Genomic DNA, 19,739 nt, shown 5'->3' on the forward strand with positions numbered 1-19,739 from the left:
CCGATCTGGTTTCTTAGGTGAGGCTAACCTAAGCTATCGCCGAGCAGGCCGGAAGCCCCCGGCCCTGCGACCCCTGGAACGCCGAAGGTGGAACCGGTGCCGCGAACTCCCCGTATCTCCCGGGCCCTTGCGGCCGCGGCCGCGCTGGCGGTCACCCTGGCCGGCTGCGGCGGCACCCCCGGCGCGGACTCCGGCGACGGCGGCACGGGCGGCGGTACGGGTGCCGAGGCGCCGGCCGATCGCGTCGAGCCGGTCACCGCGGAGGCCGCGCCCGAACTGCCCGTCACCGTGCCGTCCGCCGACGGGCGCGACGTCACGGTGACGGCGGCGGACCGGATCGTTCCGCTCAGCGGCTCGATCTCCGAGTTGGTCTTCTCGCTCGGCCTCGGCGACCGCGTCGTCGCGCGCGACGTCACCGCCACGTTCGCGCAGGCGAGCGACCTGCCGGTGGTGACGCAGGCGCACGACGTCTCCGCGGAGAGCGTGCTGTCGCTGGAGCCGGACGTGGTGCTGGCGGAGGAGACCACGGGTCCCGCGGAGGCCGTCGACCAGATACGGGCAGCGGGCGTGCCTCTCGTCGTCCTCGACCCCGCGCAGGATCTCGACGACGTCGGCAGCCGCATCGACGCGGTGGCCGCCGCACTCGGCGTGACCGACGAGGGCGCGAAGCTGCGCGCACGGACCGCGGAACGGATCGAGTCCGCCCGCCGGGACATCCCGTCCGGCGGCGGGAAGCCCCGGGTGGCCTTCCTGTACGTCCGGGGGTCGGCGTCCGTGTACCTGCTGGGCGGCGCGCGCTCCGGTGGCGTCTCGCTGATCGAGGCGGCGGGCGGCGTGGACGCCGGCAAGGAGTCCGGTCTCGGCAAGGACTTCACGCCGATCACGAGCGAGGCGCTGGCGAAGGCGGCGCCGGACGTGCTGTTGGTGATGACGAAGGGGCTGGAGTCGGTGGGCGGGGTCGACGGGCTCGTGCAACTGCCCGGCGTCGCGCAGACCCCGGCGGCGATGGACCGGCGGATCGCGTCGGTCGACGACGGCGTGCTGCTCAACTACGGACCGCGCACGGACGCGGTGCTGCGGAGCCTGGTGGCACAGATCCACGGCCCGGGCGAGGGTCGATGACCTCCTCGGCGCAACTGCCGCCGGGCGGCGCCGGGATCGGGGACGTGGCGAAGGAGCCGCCGGCGGACGGGCCGGTCGTCGCGGCGGACACCGGGAGTCCGGAGCCCGGGAAGCCGGGCACCGGGGAGCCGGACGAGGCGCCGCGCGCCCCGGCGCCGCAGGCGGCAGGCCGGGCCGACGGCACCGTGCCCGGTGCGGGCCCACGGACCGCCGCGGGCGGCCCGCGCCCGTACCCTACGGTCCTCGCGAACCGGGCGCCGTCGAAGACCGCCGCGCCCGCCGTCGCACGCGGCCGGGCCGGCGTCCTCACCCTCGCCCTCGCCCTGGCACTGCTCGCCGCCGCCGTGCTCGCCGCCGGCGTCGGCGCGTACCACCTCTCCCCCGGCGACGTCCTCTCCTCCGCCGCCCACCGCATGGGCCTCGGCGGCGACGGCCTCGGCCGCGTCGGCGAGAGCGTGCTGTGGAACGTGCGCCTCCCCCGCGTCGTGCTCGCCCTGCTCGTCGGCGCGTCGCTCGGCTGCGCCGGCGCGCTCATGCAGGGCGTGTTCGGCAACCCGCTGGCCGAACCCGGGGTGATCGGCATCTCGATGGGCGCCGCGGTGGGCGCGGTCGCGGCCATCGCGCTGGGTATCGACGTCTTCGGCAACTGGACCGTCTCCGCCTTCGCGTTCCTCTCCGGGCTCGCCACCGTGCTGCTCGTCTACGCGCTCTCCCGCTCCGGCGGGCGCACCGAGGTCGTCACGCTCATCCTCACCGGCATCGCCGTCAACGCCTTCGGGGGCGCGCTCATCGGCCTGTTCATCTTCTTCGCCGACAACGCGCAGGTCACCCAGATCACCTTCTGGCAGCTCGGCTCGCTCTCCCAGGCGACGTGGCCGAAGGTGCTCGCCGTGCTGCCGTGCGCGGCCGTCGGACTGGTCGTCGCGCCCCTGTACGCGCGCAAACTCGATCTGCTCGCCCTCGGCGAACGGCCGGCGCGGCACCTCGGGGTGGACGTGGAGCGGCTGCGGATCGCGCTGGTGCTCGTGGTCGCACTGCTGACCGCCGCCGCGGTGGCGGTGGCGGGTGTGATCACCTTCGTGGGGCTGCTGGTGCCGCATCTGCTGCGGATGGCGGCGGGTCCCGGACACCGGTTCCTGGTGCCGGGCAGCGCGCTGGGCGGCGCGCTGGTGCTGGTGGTCGCGGACCTCGCGGCGCGGACCGTCGCCGAGCCCGCGGAGCTGCCGCTCGGCGTGCTGACGGCGCTGGTGGGCAGCCCCTTCTTCTTCTGGCTGCTGCGCAGGACCCGCCGCAGGAAGGGGGGTTGGGCGTGATCCGCACGCTGCTCGGGGCGCGCGCGGACCGGCGGCTGCCGGAGCCGCTGCCGGCGGGCGGCACCGCCGCGGCGGCGCGCGGCCTGGTCGTACGGCTCGGGGGCAGGGCCGTGCTCCACGGCGTCGACCTGACCGCGCGCGCCGGCCGGGTCGCGGCACTCGTCGGGCCGAACGGCGCCGGCAAGTCGACGCTCCTCGCCGCGCTCGCCGGCGACCTCGCGCCGGCGGCAGGACAGGTGCTGCTCGGCGGCCGGGACGTCGCCGGGTGGACGCCGGCGGAGCTGGCGCTGCGCCGGTCCGTACTGCCGCAGTCCGCCTCCCTCGCCTTTCCGTTCCCGGTCGGGGAGGTGGTGCGGATGGGCCGCGCGCCCTGGTCCGGCACCCCCGCGGAGGACGCCGACGACGAGGCGGTAGCGTGGGCGCTGGCGGTGACGGAGACCGCGGAGTTCGCCGGGCGCCCCTTCGCCGAGCTGTCCGGCGGCGAGCGCGCCCGCGTCGCCCTCGCGCGGGTCCTGGCCCAGCGGGCGGGGCTGCTGCTGCTCGACGAGCCGACCGCCGCGCTCGACCTGCGTCACCAGGAACTGGTGTTGCGGCTGGCCCGGGAGCGGGCCGCCGCGGGCGACGCAGTGGTGGTCGTCCTGCACGACCTGGGCCTGGCCGCCGCGTACGCGGACGAGGTCACCGTCCTCGACGGCGGCCGGGTGGCCGCCTCGGGGCCGCCGGCGGTGGTCTTCGACGCCGCGCTGCTCAGCGAGGTCTACCGGCACCCCGTCGAGATCCTGGAGCACCCCGGCACCGGCGCGATCCTGGTGGTCCCCCGCCGCGCGCCGTGACCGGCCCCCGTCACGCCGCGGCTGTCCCGGCGACGCTCAGCGACCGCGTGTACCGGTGGCACTCCACCGTCACCGGGCCGTCCCGCCCCTCCGCCCGGTACGCGAACGGGCCCTCGTCGGCCCAGCCCTGCCGCGCGTAGAACCGGCGGGCCCGCGCGTTCCCCGTCACGACCGCCAGCCACGCCTGCCTGTGGCCCCGCTCGGCCACCCGCCGCTCCCCCTCCGCGAGCAGCAGCGCGGCGACTCCCGTGCCGCGGTGCTCCGCCGCGACGAAGAGCTGCTCCACCTCGTCCGCCACGGCGGTCACGAACCCCGCGATCTCGCCGCCGACTTCCGCGACCGCGGTGTCCGGCACCCGCGCCGCCGCCCGGGCGGCGAACGACTCCGGCGTACGCATCGCGACCAGCTCCTCCGAGACGTGCCCCAGGTGGGCGTCCCGCCACGCGCTGCGCCAGATGCCCGCCACCGCCGCCGCGTCCCCGGGACGGGCGGGTCGCAGCACCGGCTTCTCGTCGTGCGTCGTCATGTCCCCCACGCTAACCACCTGCTGCGACATCCGCCTCGCGGACCGCGCCGGAGATCGCCGGCGCGACGTACGGTGGCGGTGACGGCAACGGAAGGAGACGGCGGCATGGCATCCCCCGGCAGCGAGACCCCCGCGGCTGACTCCCCCGGCACGGGCGCCTCCGACCCGGACTCCCCCGACGGCGCGCCGGTCCGCGCCTTCGCCGGCCCGGCCGCGCTGGAGTCCTGGCTCGCCGAGCATCACGGCCTGCAGTCGGGGGTGTGGCTCAAGGTCGCCAGGAAGGGGTCGGGCATCGCGTCGGTCACCATGGCCGAGGTCGACGACATCGTGCTGTGCTACGGCTGGATCACCGGTCTGCGCAGGCGGTATGACGACTCCCGCTTCCTGCAGAAGATCACGCCGCGCCGGCCGCGCAGCCAGTGGTCACGCGTGAACGTCGACCGGGTCGAGGCCCTGACCGCCGCCGGGCGGATGCGCGAGCCGGGGCTCGCCGCGGTGCGGGCCGCGCAGGAGGACGGACGGTGGGAGGCGGCGTACGCCTCGCAGAAGAAAGCCGAGGTGCCGCCCGACCTCGCCGAGGCCCTGGCGGGCAGCCCGCGGGCGGCCGCGTTCTTCGACGGGCTCGGGAAGACGGACCGCTACCGGGTGATCCTCCGGCTGCTGCGGGCACGGACGGCGGAGAACCGGGCGAGGCAACTGGCGCGGGTCGTCGAGATGCTGGACGCCGGGCAGCGCCCGTAGCGCGGCGGCGGACGGCGCGACGGGCACAGCACGGCACAGGGGACGGAAGGCGGACGCGGCCCGAACGGCCGGGCCGGGGTCAGCGTTTGAGCGCGACGCCGCCGTAGACGTCCGTGGGCTCCGGGTCCGTGCCGGGCTCGGGGCGCCACAGCGGGCAGGAGACTATCCCCGGCTCGATCAGCTCCAGGCCGTCGTAGTACACGCTGATCTCGTCCGGTGTGCGCAGGACGTACGGGACGGCACCGGTGTCGTCGTACCCCTGCTGGGCCTCCTGGAGCGCCGCGTCCGTCGCCGTGCTGTCGTAGTGGACGAAGTAGCTGCCGGAGGGCAGGGCGGCCTGGAGGCGGCGCACGATGGACTTGGCCTCGTCGTAGTCCTTGATGTGGCCGAGGATCCCCATCAGCATCAGCGCCACCGGCCGGGAGAAGTCGAGCGTCTTGCCCGCCTGTTCCAGTATCGCCTCGGGTTTGCGCAGGTCCTCGTCGACATAGGTGGTCACACCCTCGCGGGTGCTGGTCAGCAGGGCCTGTGCGTGCCGCAGCACTAACGGGTCGTTGTCCACGTAGACGATGCGCGACTCCGGCGCCAGCCGCTGGGCGACCTGGTGGGTGTTGTCGTACGTCGGCAGGCCGGTGCCGATGTCGAGGAACTGGCGGATGCCGGCCTCGCCCGCCACGTGGGTCACGGTGCGGATCAGGTAGTCGCGCGACGCCCGGGCCATCGTCTCGATGTTCGGGGCGATCTGGCGGTACTCGTCGCCGGCCTGGCGGTCGACCGCGTAGTTGTCTTTCCCGCCCATCCAGTAGTTCCAGATCCGCGCCGAGTGCGGCACGGTGGTGTCGATCTTGGAGAGCGCCCCCTCGGCGGGGGTGGACTGGCCTTCTGCCATCGGGAATCTCCTGCCCTGCGGCGCGCGCTTGCTGCCGACTAACGTACTGTCACTTCACGGTCGTACGAGGGTGTTCCGCCGGGTCCGCGGGGGCGGATCGGGACGGCCGGGAGGCGTGGGCCCGCGATCCGCACCCGCGGCCGGCGTGTTCTGCCCGGCCCGTCAGTCGACGAGGAAGTCGGCCTGGCCGTCCTTGGCGCCTTCCAGGAAGGCGACCATCTCTTCACGGGTGTAGACGAGGGCCGGACCGGTCGGGTCGGTGGACTGGCGCAGCGCGATGCTGCCGTCGGGCAGGCGCTTGGCCTCGACGCAGCTCCCGCCGTTGGTGCCGCTCCAGGGCTTCTGCCAGCCCTCGGTGCCGAGTTCGGTTGCCGGGCTGCCGTTGCGGAAGGTTGGGGGGTCGGCTCGCATGGTCAGTACTCCTCACGCATCTCCACCAGGCGTGACCTGGTCCGGTCCACCGGATCGGCCTGGACGGCCATCCGGTCGAGTGTTTCCAGATACTCGACAACGTCCTCGGCCTGGTCCACGTAGACCGCGCCGGTGAGGTTCTCCGTGTAGACGATGTCGGGCAGTTCGGTGAAGCCGAAGCGGAAGTAGTGGAACGGGCCGAACGCGCCCGGGTGCGGCCCGGCTGAGAACGGCATGATCTGCATCTTCACGTTCGGCAGTTCGATGGCTTCGATCAGCCGGTCTATCTGGGCCCGCATCACCTTCGGCCCGCCGACCGGCCGGCGCAGCACCGCCTCCTCCAGCACGGCCCACATCGCGGGCGCCCTGGGTGAGGTCAGCAGGTCCGCGCGGGTCGTCCGCAGTGTCACGCGCCGCTCGAGGGCCTCGTCCGGCTCGTTGGGAAAGCCGATGCGGAAGAGCGTCCTGGCGTAGTCCGCGGTCTGCAGCAGGCCGGGGACGTAGTGCGGCTCGTAGATGCGGATGACGGTGGCGTCGGTCTCCAGGCTCACGTACGCCCGGAACCAGTCCGGAAGGACGTTGCGGTACTTGTACCACCACCCTGGCTGGTTGGCCTCCTTGGCCATCCGGAGGAAGTCGTCGGTCTCGGCGCCGGAGACGCCGTAGGTGCGCAGCAGCTCACGCACGTACGGGATGCGCAGGCCGACCTCCGCCTTCTCCATCCGCCGCACCGTCAGCGGCGTGACGTCGATGGCCTCCGCGGCCTGCTCGAAGCTGACCTTCGCCCGTTCCCGCAGGTGCCGCAGCCGCTTGCCCAGGACCATGCGCAGCACGGTCGGGGCGCTGCCGCCACCCGAGCGTGTTTCGCTCACGTCCTGACCTCCCGGCACGGCTACCCCGGGAGTGTGTCACGGACGGCCTGAAGGTGACAGGGGGGTCGCACACATTCTGAAATTATCAGGGCGATGCTTGCGGACTGTGGTTGTCGGCCGCCATAGTGAGGAGAGCTGCCGAGGACATCGACCGTGCTCACGCCCCCCACCGCGGTGCGGTCGCCCGGCAGTTGGCGACTCCGGGGACCCGTCGGCCGACCACCGGCGGGAGGGGGCACATGCTCGACCGCGTACGAACCTCCGAGGAGCGCATCGTGAGCAGCAGACTGGGCCTCGGCCTGGGGCACGAACGCCATCCGTTGCTGGGCAAGCTCGTGCTGGACCGGACCTCGGGGCGCACCGGCGTGCTGCGCGCCATCTGCCCCGAACCCGAGACCCACACGGTGTGGTCGGCCCCGGTGCTCCGCCAGGTCGCGGGCCCGCGGATGGCATGGCTGGTCCCGGTGGGCGGCGGAGTCGAGTGGACGACGTCCCCGGAGGCCATCGAGGAGGCGACCGCCTGAGCGGTCCGGGCACCCGCTCGGGGACTCAGAGTTCCCAGACGACGGGGAGGCCGGCGCCGGCGCCTTCACCGGTGTAGTCGTGGACCACGTCCAGGAGTTCCGCCATGCGGGCCTGCCAGGTGACGTTCACCGGGAGGTGTTCCAGCTCCGCGAGGAGGCGGGCGTAGTCCGCGCACTCGATGACGTGGAAGAGGTCGGCGCCGCTGCGCCAGATGGTCCAGGAGGTGGCACCGGCGGCGCGGATGGCCGTCGTCAGCTCCTCGGGGACCTCCCGGTGGGCCGCCTCGTACTCCTCGATGCGGTCGGCGCGGACCTTCGTGTGCAGGGCGATCCTCATCGGCCCGGCTCCGGGGGGCGCAGGCGCAGGCCCTGCATGCCGCCGTCGACGGCGAGCGCGGTGCCGGTGACCGCGGCGGCGGCGGGGCTGGCCAGGTAGGCGATGGCCGCGGCGACTTCGTCGGCGGTGACCAGCCGGCCCATCGGCTGGCGGGCGTGGAGTGCGGCGCGTTCGGCGGTCGGGTCCGGGGCCCGGTCCAGCAGCCGGCTGACCCAGGGGGTGTCCGCGGTACCGGGGTTCACGCAGTTGACGCGGATGCCCTCGCGTACGTGGTCGGCCGCCATCGCCAGGGTCAGGGACTGCACGGCGCCCTTGGTGGCGGAGTACAGCGCGCGCTGCGGGAGGCCGGCGGTGGCGGCCACGGAGCAGGTGTTGACGATCGCGGGGTGTGCGGACCGGCGCAGGTGGCGCAGTGCGGCGCGGGTGGTGCGGACGACGCCGAGCAGGTTGACGTCCAGGACGCGGTGCCACTCGGCGTCGTCGTTGTCCTCGACGGTGCCGACGGCGCCGATCCCGGCGTTGTTGACCAGGACGTCGATGCCGCGCAGGGCGCCGGCCGCGTCGCTGACGGCCGCGGCGACGGAGGCGTCGTCGGAGACGTCCGCGCGGTAGCCGCGCAGGGGTTGGGGCAGGTCGTCGGGGTTGAGGTCGAGGACGGCGACCCGGGCCCCGCGCCCGGCCAGCAGCCGCGCGGTGGCCAGCCCGATCCCCGAAGCCCCGCCGGTCACCACGGCCTTGAGCCCGTCGAAGTCCTTCATCCTGGAATGACCTCCTGTCATCCGATGATTCTCCCGGCGGGCGTGAGCCCGTCAGGCGCGGCATACCTGGGCACGTAGAACGATCTGCATATTTACCAGATCGATCGACGTCTGCGACACCCCGCGTCGTGAAGATCCGTCAACCCGGCATGAATTGATCGGATCTCTGCACAGGAGGGTTACGACGGTGCGCCCACGGACTTCCGCAGGGTGTGCAGGCACAGGCTCAGCGCGTTGTGCTTGGTGTCCCCGCTGCGGCTGCGCTGCCAGGCGACGTAGAGCAGCGACCACAGCACCTGAACGATCCAGTCGGAGTCAAGCCGGCTGTCCAGCGCGCCTTCCTCCCGGCCGCGGTCGACGAGCCGGGCCAGTGCGCGGTCGGCCTCCGTCTCCTCCTCCCAGTTCTCCCAGTTCCAGGTCGCGGACAGCGACTCGTCGAAGACGATCGCGAGGCTCTCGCCCAGCTCGAAGTACTCCTGGCAGATCCGCTCCAGCGCGGTGAGGGCGGGGCCGTCGCCCGGGCGGGCGCGGTCCGTCGCGGCGCCGATCTTGTCGAGGACGTCCACGCCGATGGCGGCGACCAGGTCGGAGCGCTCGGAGAAGTACCGGTGCACCGTGGTGCGCCCGACGCCCGCCGCCGCCGCCACGTCGGCCAGCGAGGCCGTCGGGTTCTTGGCGAGCACGGCGGTGCCGGCGTCGAGGATGGCGCGCCGTGTCCGGGCCCGCGCGCCGGTGCTGCTCACTGCGGTGTCCATGCCCATACCGTACCGCCACCCCCAGAATGGAACTCGATTGACGAGAATGGAACATCGATGTTCTACTGCCGGGCATGACTGTTCCGGAAAGCGTGCGCGTCCTCTGGTCGTTCGCCAGACCCCACCGGCGGGTGCTGGCCCTCGGCCTGCTGCTGGCCCTGGCCGGGTCCGCCCTCGGCCTCGCGTCCCCGATGGTGACGAAGTGGGTGCTGGACTCCCTCGCCGACGACGCCTCGCTCACCGGCCCCGTCGTCACCCTCCTGGTGCTGATGGTCGTCGGCGCGGTGGTCGGGCACCGGCAGTGGGTGATCCTCGGCACGGTCGGCGAGCGCGTGGTGCTGGACGCGCGCGAGTCGATGGTGCGCCGCTTCTTCCGGGCCACGGTGCCGGGGGTGACCGCCCGCCCGCCCGGCGAGCTGGTCTCCCGGGCCGTCTCCGACACGACGCTGCTGCACGCCTCCGCCTCGGGCGCCGTCGTCGGCCTGGTCAACGGCGTGGTCATGCTGGTCGGCACGCTGGCGATGATGGCCGTGCTCGATCTCGTGCTGCTCGCGACCACGGTCGCGTCGGTGATCGTCGTCGTGGTCCTCTTCGCCACGCTGATGCCCGCCATCGCGCGGGCGCAGGAGCAGGCGCAGGAGTACGTGGGCAGGCTCGGCGGGCGCCTGGAAGGCGCGCTGCGCGCGGTGCGTACGGTCAAGGCCGGCGGCGCCGAGGAGCGTCAGGCCGACCGGATAGCGCAGGACGCCCGGTCCGCCGCCGGCCACGGGCTGAAGGCGATCCGGCTGGAGGCGACGGTCTGGGTGATCGCCTGGACGGGCATCGAGCTGGCGATCATCCTGGTGCTCGGCATCGGGGCGTGGCGGGTGGACGCCGGGACCCTGGAGGTCTCCGGGCTCATCGCCTTTCTGCTTTACGCCTTCGGACTGATGGGACCGGTGACCGAGCTGAGCCAGCACGTCTCGGAGCTGCAGTCGGGCATCGCCGCGGCCCGGCGGATCCGGGCGGTGGACGAGCTGACCACCGAGGCCGAGTCGGCCGCCGCGGCGGCACCGGCACCCGCGAAGGCGGCCGCCGTACCCGTCGGCGCGCCCGCGGCCGCGGCCGGCGACCGGGCGGACGGGCCGCCTCCCGGCGGGTCGGGCGGCCCCGCCGTGCTCGAACTGCGGGGCGTCACCGCCGGGTACGGGCCGGGCCGCGAACCCGCGGTGCGCGGCATCGACCTCGCCGTGCCGCGCCGGGGGCACACCGCCGTCGTGGGCCCGTCCGGCGCCGGCAAGACGACGCTCCTGTCACTCATCCTGCGCTTCCTGGAGCCCCAGGAGGGCGAACTGGCCCTCGACGGGCGGCCGTACCGCGAGCTGAGCCACACCGCGATCCGCTCCCGGCTGGCCTACGTGGAGCAGGACACCCCGGTCGTCCCGGGCACCATCCGTGACAACCTGCTGTTCTCCAGCCCCGACGCCGAGGAGGAGGACCTGCACCGCGTGCTGCGCGACGTGCGGCTGGCCGAGAAGGTCGGTGGTCTCGACGACGGGCTGGACACCGAGCTGTCCTCGACCGCCGTCTCCGGCGGCGAGCGCCAGCGCATCGCCCTGGCGCGCGCGCTGCTGCGCGAGCCGGACGTGCTCCTGCTGGACGAGGCCACCGCCCAGCTCGACGCGCTCACCGAGGCCGCGGTCCACGAGTGCATACGCGTCCGGGCGCGGGCCGGCGCCGTCGTCACGATCGCCCACCGGCTGTCGACCGTGATCGACGCGGACACCATCGTGGTGATGGAGTCCGGCCGGATCCGCGCCCGCGGCACGCACGACGAACTGCTGGCGGCCGACGTGCTCTACCGCGACCTGGTGGAGGCCCTGCGCATCGCCTCGGCGGGGTCGGGGGCCGCTGCGCCCGCCGGTCACGCAGCGGCCCCCGCCACCGTCGCCGCCCCCGGTGCGCCTCAGCGCACCGGGTAGGCGTCGACGATGGTCTGGTCGACGGTCCGGCCCTCCGCGGCCGAGCCCTCGACGCGCAGGGAGACGGAGTCGCCCGCGCGCAGCCGCACACCGGGGGCGGCGGCGAGCACCGAGCCGTCCGGCAGGGGCAGGGCCGCCATGCGGTGCCAGCGCTCGCCGGAGTCGGTGGACACCCACAGCCGCAGCCTGCCGTTCTCCTCACGCCAGTCGGTCGGGCTGTCGGCGGACACCATCCGGGCCCCCATCACCAGGGGGACGCCGGCGCGCAGGGTGCCGTCGTCGCGGGTCGGCGGCCGGTAGTCCACGGCGAGCAGCCGCGGACGGGTGGACGGGCCGCCGGGCCCGGGCCCGCGGGAGGGAAAGGTCCAACTCGTCTCCGTCCGGGTGCCGATCGGCAGCCGCGCGGGGTCCGGTCGCGAGGTGTGCTCCAGGCGGAACGTCGCCGGCTCCGGCGGAACGTCGTAGTACGAGCTCGCGGGCCCCCGCGGCTGCACCTCGACGCCGTCGCGGTACAGCCGCCGGCTCCCGGTGCCCAGCGCGTCGCTGTCCCCCACCTCGCCGTGGTGCCTGCCGTCGCTCAGGTGCCGGAAGGGCAGCGAGATGCTGCCGCCGTAGTGGACGCCGGAGACCACCGCCGGTGCCGCACCGCGGAACCACACGGGCGCGTCCCGCTCACCGCGCTCGTACGCCGTCGTCGCCCCGCACAGCGCGGTGCCGGCCGCCGCCGGGGCGACCACGCAGTGCCGCCAGCTCACCTCCGGGCCGGCGGTGACCAGTTCGGTCCTGCGCCGCGGCACGTCCAGCCCCCTGCTCATGGTGTAGCCGGCGGAGATCCGGGAGGAGTAGGCGGCCCGGCTCTCGACGTACCGGTCGGGGCGGCCGAGCAGCGAGCGGTAGTCGGAGGTCAGCCGGGCGAGGTCGCGGACCTCGGCGCGGGAGACGTCGTACACGGGCGGGTCGGCGACTGTCTCGCCGCCGAGCACCAGCTCGTAGACGTCGGCCTGCCGGCCGCGCTCCGGACCCGTCGCGTCCAGCCGCCAGCGGGTCTCGAACGCCACGGTGCCCCGCTCCACCGGCCCGGTCGGCTGCAGGAACACCCGGCCGTTCTCGACCTCCTCGCCGGTGGCGTAGATGCCGTCACCTATGCCGATGCCCTTCCTGGCGTCGCGGCGCTGGTAGTGGACGGAGACGTGCCCGACCCGGGTGTCGGCGCCCGCGACCTCCGCCGGCCGCAGTTGCTTCGCCTGCCGTGCGTCGACGGTGTACTCCATGTCGCGGTCGAGCATGACCTCGGGCGAGCCGGCGAACGCGACCGTGGCCGGTGAGCCTTCGCGCGCCGGGGTCTCCACCTTCGCCATCACGCTGAGCGACCCGGGCAGCAGCCGGGCGGTGCCCTGTCCGTTCCCGTCCAGGTGCACGGCCTGGGAGCCGCCGCCGCTCACCGGGCGGTAGTCGTCCATGTTGGCGACCCACACGGTGCCGCCGGCCCAGGGCTCGCCGTGCCGGTCGAGCACGGTCAGCCGGATGTCGTGCCGGGGCGGTTCGAGGTAGACGTTGAGCGGCAGGGTGACGGTGTCGCGGCCCTCCCGTTTCACCACGACCCCGCCGTGGTAGACGCGCGGCTGCGCCGCGGCAGGGGTGAGTGTGGCCGTGATCCGCCGGGTCTGGCCGGGCTCGACGGTGACCCGGGCCGGGCTCAGGGTGACGAGGTCGTCGGGCGCCGCGTCGTCGTAGACGTCGCGGGCGTTGTCGGAGACGTCGAGGTGCTCGGCCTGCGTGCCGTGGTTGGTGACGGAGAACTCGACGGACCGCTGCCCGGTGCCCTCGGGGTGGCGGAGGTAGCCGAAGTCGACGTTGCCGCGGTCGAACTCGAGGGTGTCGGAGACGGCACCGGGCAGGTCGAGCATGCCGGCACCGGCGACGTGCGACACCGTCCGGTCGGGGTCCCCGTCCGCGGTGGTCATGAGCGCCGTCTTCACCCGCTCCCAGCTCCAGTCGGGGTGCTTCTCCAGCAGCAGCGCGGCGGCGCCGGCGACGTGCGGCGTGGCCTGCGAGGTGCCGTCCATCGTCGTGTACGGGTCGGCCGTGCCGCCGCCGGAGCGGGCGGCGGTGATGCCGGCGCCCGGCGCCATGACGTCGGGCTTGGCGCGGTACGTGCCGAGGGTCGGCCCGGCGCTGGAGAAGTGCGCCGGTCTGCCGCTGGGCACCGCGGCGCCGACGGTCAGCGCACTGTCCGCGATACCCGGCGACTGGATGGTGGCGCCGAACGGGCCGGAGTTGCCCGCCGCCGCGACGAAGAGGGTGCCGGTGTCCGCGGTGAGCGCGTCCAGTGCGAGGGCGACCGGGTCGTCGCCCGCCCCCGGCTGCGCGCCGAGGCTGAGGTTCGCCACCTCGGCGCCCTGCGCGGTGGCCCACTCCATGCCCGCGATGACCCAGGACGACTGGCCCCGGCCCTCCTCGTCCAGCACCCGGGCGTTCAGCAGCTTCGCCCCGTGGGCGACGCCGCGCCGGGCGCCGTCCGCCGCCGCGCCGGTGCCGGCGACGAGCGAGGCGACGTGCGTGCCGTGGCCGTGGGGGTCGCCGGTGGAGCCGCCGCCGGTGAAGTCCTCGGCGGCGGCCACCTGGCCGCGCAGATCGGGGTGGGCGGCGTCGATGCCGGAGTCGAGCACGGCGACGTCGACGCCGGCGCCGCTCAGGCCGCCCTCCCACGCCTCGGGGGCGCCGATCATGCCGAGGTTCCAGTCGAGTTCCGCGGCGCGGACCTCGCGGTCGAGCCACACCTTCGTCACCCCGGCCGCGGCCCGGGGTCCCGCGGGGGCGGTGAGCCGCTCGGCGAAGCCGGCGGCGGCGTCCTTGGGCACGTCGACGGCGGTGGCGTCGATGCTGGGCAGCCTGCGGCTGCCCGCGGCCTCGTCCAGCGCGGCCAGCGGGCGGGGGCCGCGGACGATCAGCGGGAGGGTGTCGGTGGCGGTGTCGTCGTAGTCCATCGCGGCGAGCGCGGTGACGTTGAACAGCTCGATGTCCAGGACGCGGGGCACGAGGCCGGCCACGTCGTCGGGGACGACGTACACGTCGCCGCGCTCGTGCAGGGTGGTGAACGACCCGGTCCCGGCGGCGCCTTCAGCGGGTGCCACGGAGACGGTGGGACGGCCGTCGGAGACGGGGCCGAGGGTGACGGTGTCGCCCGTCACGAGGGTGACCTCGGTGCCCGGACCGGCCCCCGCCGCGGTGCGCTCGTCCTGTCCGGACGGCGCGCCGGCAAGGGCCCGCGGGGCGGCGGTGGCCGCGGCGGTGACGGCCGCCGGCTGTGACACGGACGATTCCGGCAGCGCTGTGGCTAGAGAGGGCACGGAGGCCAGCAACGTGGCGAGGCCGCCGAGCACGGCGGCGCGGACGGGCAGGTGACGCCGGGGCGAACGATGCATGACTCGGGTTGTAGCCCGCCCGTCCGGCGTCTTGGAAGCGGTTTCTGTTGGCGACTTGTCGCCATGTCGGCCATTGGCCAGACAGGGCGTGCGGCGGCGGAGGCCCGCGTGGAAGGAGGGTGAGCGACGGTGCTGGAGCCGGCAGGTGTCGGACCGACGGAGGAACGGGTGTACCGGCTGCTGGTCGGGCTGCACGGCGCGGACGTGGAGACCGTGGCCGGGGAGCTGGGCCTCGACCGGCGGGGGGCGGAGGCGCTGCTGACCTCGCTGCATGAGAAGGGACTGGTCAGCGGCCCCGAGCAACGTCCGGGCGGATCCGGGCACTTCGTGCCCGTGGCACCGGACGTGGCGCTCGGGCCGCGGCTGCTGCGCGGGCAGGAGGCGCTGGAGCGGGCCAGACGCGGAGTGACGGAGCTGGCCGAGGAGTTCCGGGCCGGCGGGCGGCGCCGCGACGGGCGGCAGCTCGTCGAGGTGGTCACGGGCGTGGCGGCGATCCGGCAGCAGATACGCGACCTCGCGCACGGGGCCCGGAAGGAGGTGCTGGCGTTGTGCAAGGCCGGGCACGTGGCGATGCCGTCGGAGGACAACGACGAGGAGTTCGAGATGCTCGCCCAGGGCGTGCGCTACCGCGTGATCTACGAACGCGCGCTGCTGGAGGAGCCCGGGATGCTCGACAACGTCGCCCTCGGGATCCGGGCGGGCGAGGAGGCGCGGGCGGCGACGGCGCTGCCGGTGCGGCTGATGATCGCGGACGGAGTGCTGGCGCTGTGCCCGCTGGTGCCGAGCGCGGACAGCAGGTTCGGCGAGCCGACGGTGGCGGTGGTGCGCAGCAGCGCGCTGCTGGACGCGCTGATCGCACTCTTCGAGAGCCAGTGGGCGGCGGCCTCGCCGCTGCACGTCACGGGGGCGGGCGAGCTGGCCGGGCTCGGCGACGGCGCCGCGGTGCCGGGACCGGCGCTGGCGGAGGACGAGCGCTACCTGCTGTCCCTGGTGGTGGCGGGGCTGGCGGACAAGGCGATCGCCACCCAGCTCGGCATCAGCCAGCGCACGGTGCAGCGGCGGCTGCGGGACATGATGGGCCGGGTGGGTGCGGACACGCGGGCGCAGTTGGTGTGGCAGGCGGCCCGCCGGGACTGGCTGCCGTGAACGGCTGAGCCGAGCCGCACCCTCCGTACGCGTCGCGTCCGTAAGCGCCCCTCCGTACGCGTCGCATCCGTACGGACGACGCGCGTTCGCGCGCGCCGTTCGGCAGAGGTGCCCGTACGGCACGCACGCCCGGGGTCGTCCCGGGCGGCGCGCCCGCACCGGTGCGGCCGGATCGCTCCGGCCGCACCGGTGGCAGGGGTGTCACTTCAGCGCGTAGGCCCGCTTCACCGTCTGCTCGACGCTGTTCCCGGCGTCGTCCCACGCCTTCACCCGCAGCGAGACGAAGCCGCCGTCGTCACCCACCCGGGGGTGCCGCAGCCAGACCCGGTGGCCGCCGTCCCACCAGGGCAGCACCACGGCCTTCTGCCAGTGGCCGCCGTCGTCGAACGACGCGGCGACCTCCATCCCCTTGATGCGCCGTCCGTCGATGCCGTCCTGGTGCCGCGCTGTGATGCCGAGCCCCACGAGCCGCCCGCCGGGCGCCGCGCCCCGCGCGTCGGTCGGCACGTCGTAGTCCAACTGCACCAGCGGCAGCAGTTCCTGCTCGCCCGCCGCCGGGCGGTCGGCCGTGAACGACCAACTGGTGCGCGTGCTCACCCCCGTGCGCCACTCCGGGGTGGTGCGGTCGACCGCGAGGTCGAGCCGGTACGCGCCCTGTCCGCCCGCGCCGCCCGCGGGGAACGCGCCCCACGCCGTGCGCCCTTCGGCCAGCTTCTCGCCGTCGCGGTACAGCGCCGCCGACGCCTTGTCCGCGGGGGTGCCGTCCCAGTCGCCGCCGTCCAGGCGGCTGTAGTGCCCGTCCTGGGAGTCGGCGAACTCCGGGATCCTGAGGGTGAGCTGGTCGCCCTCGCGGTACGAGGTCAGCCCCGCCACGCCGCGCGGGATCGCCGGCCGTACCACGGGCGCGAACCAGGTCTCCTCGACCCGTTCGCCCGCCCGGTAGGTGCGGGCCTCCTGGATCATGCCGCCCGCCAGCGGGTTGAAGGTGTCGAAGGTGTAGCGGTGGTGGACGTGGTGGCGCCAGAGGGTGTCGCCGGCGCTCACGTACTCGGTGCGGTCGTGCGGGGTGGGCACGTGCCGCTGGTACTGGTTGACCGCCGTCCCCATCCAGGGCCGCCAGCCGAAGCGCTGCTCCTTCGCCCAGGGGTTGCCGCCCGAGTCGCCGTAACGGGTCCGGACGGTGGCGGTGTTCGCGTCGTTCACCCGGTGCACCACGCGCTCGGGCACCCGCTGCTTCGCCACCTGCATCACGTCGTACATGTACGGGCTCGCGGGCGTGCCGCGCAGCTCGACGGTGGCCCGGCCCGCGGCCAGCGCCGCGCGCAGCTCCCCGCCCACGTCGTAGCGGACCATCGCGCCCACGGCCGGCAGCCGTTCGCCGCCGGGCCGCCATACGCTCCAGCCGGGCGAGCCCTCCGGGCAGACGACGATGACGTACCGCGCCCCCGCCGCCGCGGCGCGGCGGACCGCGCCTTCGTCCTGCGGGCTGTCGCCGTCGACCAGAACGGCGGCGTCGGCCAGGTCGGCGTCTTGGGCGAGGGCCGCGAAGTCCGCCTCCGTGCCCGCGCCGGCGTCGACCAGCGGCAGCCGCCGGGTGCCGTCCAGGGCCGGCGAGCGGCCCATCAGCCGCACGGCCTCGATGTCCCTGCGCCCGTGCGTCCCGGACCCGCGCACGGTGCCCGTGAGCATCGGGGCCTCCAACTGCCAGCGGGAGGAGACCTCGAAGACGCCCTCGCGGGTCTCGGCGGTCGGCGTCACGTACAGCTTGCGGCCGTCGACGCTGAACTCCATGTGCCCGTGGGAGATGCTGCGGCTGCCGAACTCGCGGTGGCTGTAGAAGCTCATGACGGCTTCCTGCACCGCCGGCTTCGGGGTCTCGATCTCCACCTCGTTGGCCTCGCGGGCATCGAGGACGACCTCCATGTCCGCCTCGACCCTGAGCTGCGGGTCGACGACGAGGCTGTCGACGCTGCCGCCCGGCACCTTGTCGGAGATCACCGCGTGCAGGAAGTACTCGCCCTCCGGCACCTCGACGGTCAGCGTCCTGCCCTGGGGGATGTACGTGACGACGTCGTACCGGTCGTCCTCGCCGAAGAGCGTGACGGGGTTGACGAAGCCGGGCTGCCCGGACCGGTCGATGCCGCGCAGCGTGACGGTGCGCGTGGGCGCCTCGCGGACGGCGCCGATGGTGGTGTGGGCGACGGTCTCGCCGGCGGTCGCGGTGACGTACCCGCCGTAGCGGCCGGGGCTCAGCCCCGCCGGATCGAGGCTGACGGGGACGGTCGCGGTACCGCCCGCGGCGATCTCGACCGTGTCGCCGTCCGGCAGCCCGACGGCGTCGGCCGGGACGGGCTCGCCGCTCGCGGCCCGCAGCGAGGCGGCGAGCCGCAGCGTCACGGGCGCGTCGGAGGTGTTGGTGTACGTGACCTCGCGCCGCACCGGCTCGCCGCCCTCGTCGACACCGCCGAAGCCGAGGGTGCCGGTGGCGTACACCTGCTGCGCGTCGGCGCGGGCGGCGTCCACGCGCCCGCCGCCCTGCTCGTAGACCGTCAGGTCGTCGTGCCGCCGCGCGGTGCTGACGAGCGCGTCCTTGAGCTGCTGCGCGGTCCAGTCGGGGTGCCGCTGGGCGATGAGCGCGGCGGCGCCGGCGACGTGCGGCGCGGCCATGGAGGTGCCGGAGGCGGCCGTGTAGAGGTCGTCCACCGGTGTGCCCATGGCGGTGCCCGCCGCGCGGGCGGCGACGATGTCCACGCCGGGCGCGGTGATGTCGGGTTTGACCGCGAGGTCGCCGACGCGCGGGCCGCGGCTGGAGAAGCCGGCCAGCGACTCGTCGCGGTCGACGGCGCCGACGGTGAGCGCGGCGTCCGCGGCGCCGGGCGAGCCGACGGTGGCCGAGCCCGGGCCGTTGTTGCCGGCCGAGGCGACGAAGAGCGTGCCGGTCTCGGCGGTCAGCCGGTTCAGGCCGAGGCTCAGCGCGTCGGTGCCGTCGGTCGCGCCGTCGGTGCCGAGGCTCATGTTGACCACGTCGGCCCCGGCGTTCGCGGCCCACTCCATGCCGGCCAGCACCTGCGACTGGGAGCCGAAGCCGTCGTCACCGAGCACCTTGCCGACCAGCAGCCGGGCGCCGGGCGCGACGCCCTTGCGGGAGCCGTCGGAGCCCGCGCCGGAGCCGGCGACGGTGGCCGCGACGTGGGTGCCGTGGCCGAAGGCGTCGCCGGTGGTGGGGCTGTCGGAGAAGTTGCGGGCCTCGTCGACCCGGCCCGCCAGGTCCGGGTGTGCCGCGTCGACGCCGGTGTCCAGAACGGCGACGGTGACGCCCCGGCCGTCGTGGCCGCCCTGCCACACCTCGGGCGCGCCGATCTGCGCCACGCTGCGGTCGAGGGAGGCGCTGACCCTGCGGTCGAGCCAGATCCGCGCGATGCCGCCGGCGAGCCTCGGCCCGGCCGCCGTCCTGGCGTTCTCGCGGTCGTCGTCGAGGGCCTCCCAGAGGCGGCCCGCCTCGTCCTTGCCGGCCTCGACGGCTCGGGCGTCGAGGCTCGGCAGCGCGGCGCCCGGCGTCACCCCGGGCAGCTTCGCGGCATCGGCGGCGCGCGCGCCCTCGGCGTACGACACGATCAGCGGGATCCGCTTGCTGCGCCCGTCGCCGAAGCCCTGCTCGACCAGCTCGGTGATGTTGAACAGGTCGCGGTCCACGGCGCCGGAGCCCACGAACGGCACCGCGTCGGAGGGAATGACGTGCAGGTCGCCGTCGATCTCGAGCTGCTCGAAGCCGCCGCCGGAGCCGGCGCCGGGGCGTGGCGTCACGGTGGCGGCCTGCCGGCCGTCGGGGAAGCGCTCGAGGTGTACGCGGTCGCCGGTGACCAGGGTGACGACGCCGAGCGAGGAGCCGGCCGCCCCGTCCGCGACCGCCGCGCCGCCGGGTGCGGCGGCTGCGTGGGTCGCGGAGGGCGCCAGCGTGACCAGGAGTGCGCCCGCGGTGGCGAGCGCCGGCAGCTTTACTCGTCGTAGATGCACGAGCAAAGCTTTCGGGCCCGACGGGGCGGCTGTCACGATCTCCGTCGTGCCGGGCTTGCGACATGTCGCCTGTACGACAACGGCGGCCCGGTCGCCCGGCTGACCGGCTGCT

General features: G+C 74.7%; 16 protein-coding genes. 7 read left to right on the forward strand and 9 right to left on the reverse strand.

Going from position 1 to position 19,739, the window contains the following annotated elements; translation table 11 throughout:
- Nucleotides 1-96: 96 nt before the first annotated feature.
- Genes O7599_RS02640 through O7599_RS02650 form a run of 3 tightly spaced genes read left to right on the forward strand, consistent with a single transcriptional unit; the run spans nt 97 to nt 3,268 of the window.
- A complete protein-coding gene (locus tag O7599_RS02640) occupies nt 97-1,122 on the forward strand; it encodes an ABC transporter substrate-binding protein (protein ID WP_281620432.1) in 1,026 nt (341 codons plus the stop codon).
- Nucleotides 1,119-2,435, forward strand: a complete 1,317-nt coding sequence (locus O7599_RS02645) for an iron ABC transporter permease (protein ID WP_281620433.1) — start codon at nt 1,119-1,121, stop codon at nt 2,433-2,435. Before O7599_RS02640 ends, O7599_RS02645 begins: the two co-directional genes overlap by 4 nt.
- Entirely contained in the window at nt 2,432-3,268 is an 837-nt protein-coding gene (locus O7599_RS02650; protein WP_281620434.1) for a heme ABC transporter ATP-binding protein, read from the forward strand. The genes O7599_RS02645 and O7599_RS02650 overlap by 4 nt, the downstream gene beginning before the upstream one ends.
- Nucleotides 3,269-3,278: 10 nt before the next feature.
- Here the strand turns inward: O7599_RS02650 and O7599_RS02655 are convergent, their stop codons facing one another.
- Nucleotides 3,279-3,794, reverse strand: coding sequence for a GNAT family N-acetyltransferase (locus O7599_RS02655; protein ID WP_281620435.1), 516 nt, complete (start codon nt 3,792-3,794; stop codon nt 3,279-3,281).
- 105 nt (nt 3,795-3,899) lie between these two features.
- Between O7599_RS02655 and O7599_RS02660 the strand changes: the two genes are divergently transcribed.
- Complete coding sequence (locus tag O7599_RS02660) at nt 3,900-4,535, forward strand: YdeI/OmpD-associated family protein (RefSeq protein ID WP_281620436.1); 636 nt, start codon at nt 3,900-3,902, stop codon at nt 4,533-4,535.
- 79 nt (nt 4,536-4,614) lie between these two features.
- Here the strand turns inward: O7599_RS02660 and O7599_RS02665 are convergent, their stop codons facing one another.
- The 3 genes from O7599_RS02665 to O7599_RS02675 form a co-directional block, all read right to left on the reverse strand.
- The gene (locus O7599_RS02665) at nt 4,615-5,424 is read right to left on the reverse strand and encodes an SAM-dependent methyltransferase (RefSeq protein ID WP_281620437.1); all 810 of its coding nucleotides are present in this window, start codon (nt 5,422-5,424) and stop codon (nt 4,615-4,617) included.
- A 162-nt stretch (nt 5,425-5,586) separates the two neighbouring features.
- Entirely contained in the window at nt 5,587-5,835 is a 249-nt protein-coding gene (locus O7599_RS02670; protein ID WP_281620438.1) for a DUF397 domain-containing protein, read from the reverse strand.
- 2 nt (nt 5,836-5,837) lie between these two features.
- Entirely contained in the window at nt 5,838-6,659 is an 822-nt protein-coding gene (locus O7599_RS02675) for a helix-turn-helix transcriptional regulator (RefSeq protein ID WP_281623259.1), read from the reverse strand.
- 323 nt (nt 6,660-6,982) lie between these two features.
- Here O7599_RS02675 and O7599_RS02680 point away from each other — a divergent pair, with 323 nt between their 5' ends.
- Entirely contained in the window at nt 6,983-7,231 is a 249-nt protein-coding gene (locus O7599_RS02680) for a hypothetical protein (RefSeq protein WP_281620439.1), read from the forward strand.
- A gap of 25 nt (nt 7,232-7,256) precedes the next feature.
- Here O7599_RS02680 and O7599_RS02685 read toward each other — a convergent pair whose 3' ends face one another.
- The 3 genes from O7599_RS02685 to O7599_RS02695 form a co-directional block, all read right to left on the reverse strand.
- On the reverse strand, nt 7,257-7,568 hold the full coding sequence (locus O7599_RS02685) for an L-rhamnose mutarotase (protein WP_281620440.1): 312 nt from the start codon (nt 7,566-7,568) through the stop codon (nt 7,257-7,259).
- Nucleotides 7,565-8,326 (reverse strand): SDR family oxidoreductase, encoded by a 762-nt coding sequence (locus O7599_RS02690; RefSeq protein ID WP_281620441.1) that lies wholly within the window; start codon nt 8,324-8,326, stop codon nt 7,565-7,567. The genes O7599_RS02685 and O7599_RS02690 overlap by 4 nt, the downstream gene beginning before the upstream one ends.
- Before the next feature lie 179 nt (nt 8,327-8,505).
- Nucleotides 8,506-9,081 (reverse strand): TetR family transcriptional regulator, encoded by a 576-nt coding sequence (locus O7599_RS02695; RefSeq protein ID WP_281620442.1) that lies wholly within the window; start codon nt 9,079-9,081, stop codon nt 8,506-8,508.
- Between the two features lie 74 nt (nt 9,082-9,155).
- On the opposite strand from O7599_RS02695, the gene O7599_RS02700 reads away from it, so the two are divergent.
- The gene (locus O7599_RS02700; RefSeq protein WP_281620443.1) at nt 9,156-11,042 is read left to right on the forward strand and encodes an ABC transporter ATP-binding protein; all 1,887 of its coding nucleotides are present in this window, start codon (nt 9,156-9,158) and stop codon (nt 11,040-11,042) included.
- Here O7599_RS02700 and O7599_RS02705 read toward each other — a convergent pair.
- Nucleotides 11,027-14,467 carry a S8 family serine peptidase gene (locus O7599_RS02705; RefSeq protein WP_281620444.1) on the reverse strand — a complete coding sequence of 1,147 codons (3,441 nt, stop codon included), beginning with the start codon at nt 14,465-14,467 and terminating at the stop codon, nt 11,027-11,029. The genes O7599_RS02700 and O7599_RS02705 overlap by 16 nt on opposite strands.
- A gap of 129 nt (nt 14,468-14,596) precedes the next feature.
- Here O7599_RS02705 and O7599_RS02710 point away from each other — a divergent pair, with 129 nt between their 5' ends.
- Nucleotides 14,597-15,613 (forward strand): LuxR C-terminal-related transcriptional regulator, encoded by a 1,017-nt coding sequence (locus tag O7599_RS02710; protein ID WP_281620445.1) that lies wholly within the window; start codon nt 14,597-14,599, stop codon nt 15,611-15,613.
- A gap of 201 nt (nt 15,614-15,814) precedes the next feature.
- Here O7599_RS02710 and O7599_RS02715 read toward each other — a convergent pair whose 3' ends face one another.
- The gene (locus O7599_RS02715) at nt 15,815-19,627 is read right to left on the reverse strand and encodes a S8 family serine peptidase (protein WP_281620446.1); all 3,813 of its coding nucleotides are present in this window, start codon (nt 19,625-19,627) and stop codon (nt 15,815-15,817) included.
- Between the last annotated feature and the right edge of the window lie 112 nt (nt 19,628-19,739).

Origin of the sequence: Streptomyces sp. WMMC500, assembly GCF_027497195.1 — a bacterium.
In the GTDB taxonomy this organism is placed as follows: Bacteria; Actinomycetota; Actinomycetes; order Streptomycetales; family Streptomycetaceae; genus Streptomyces.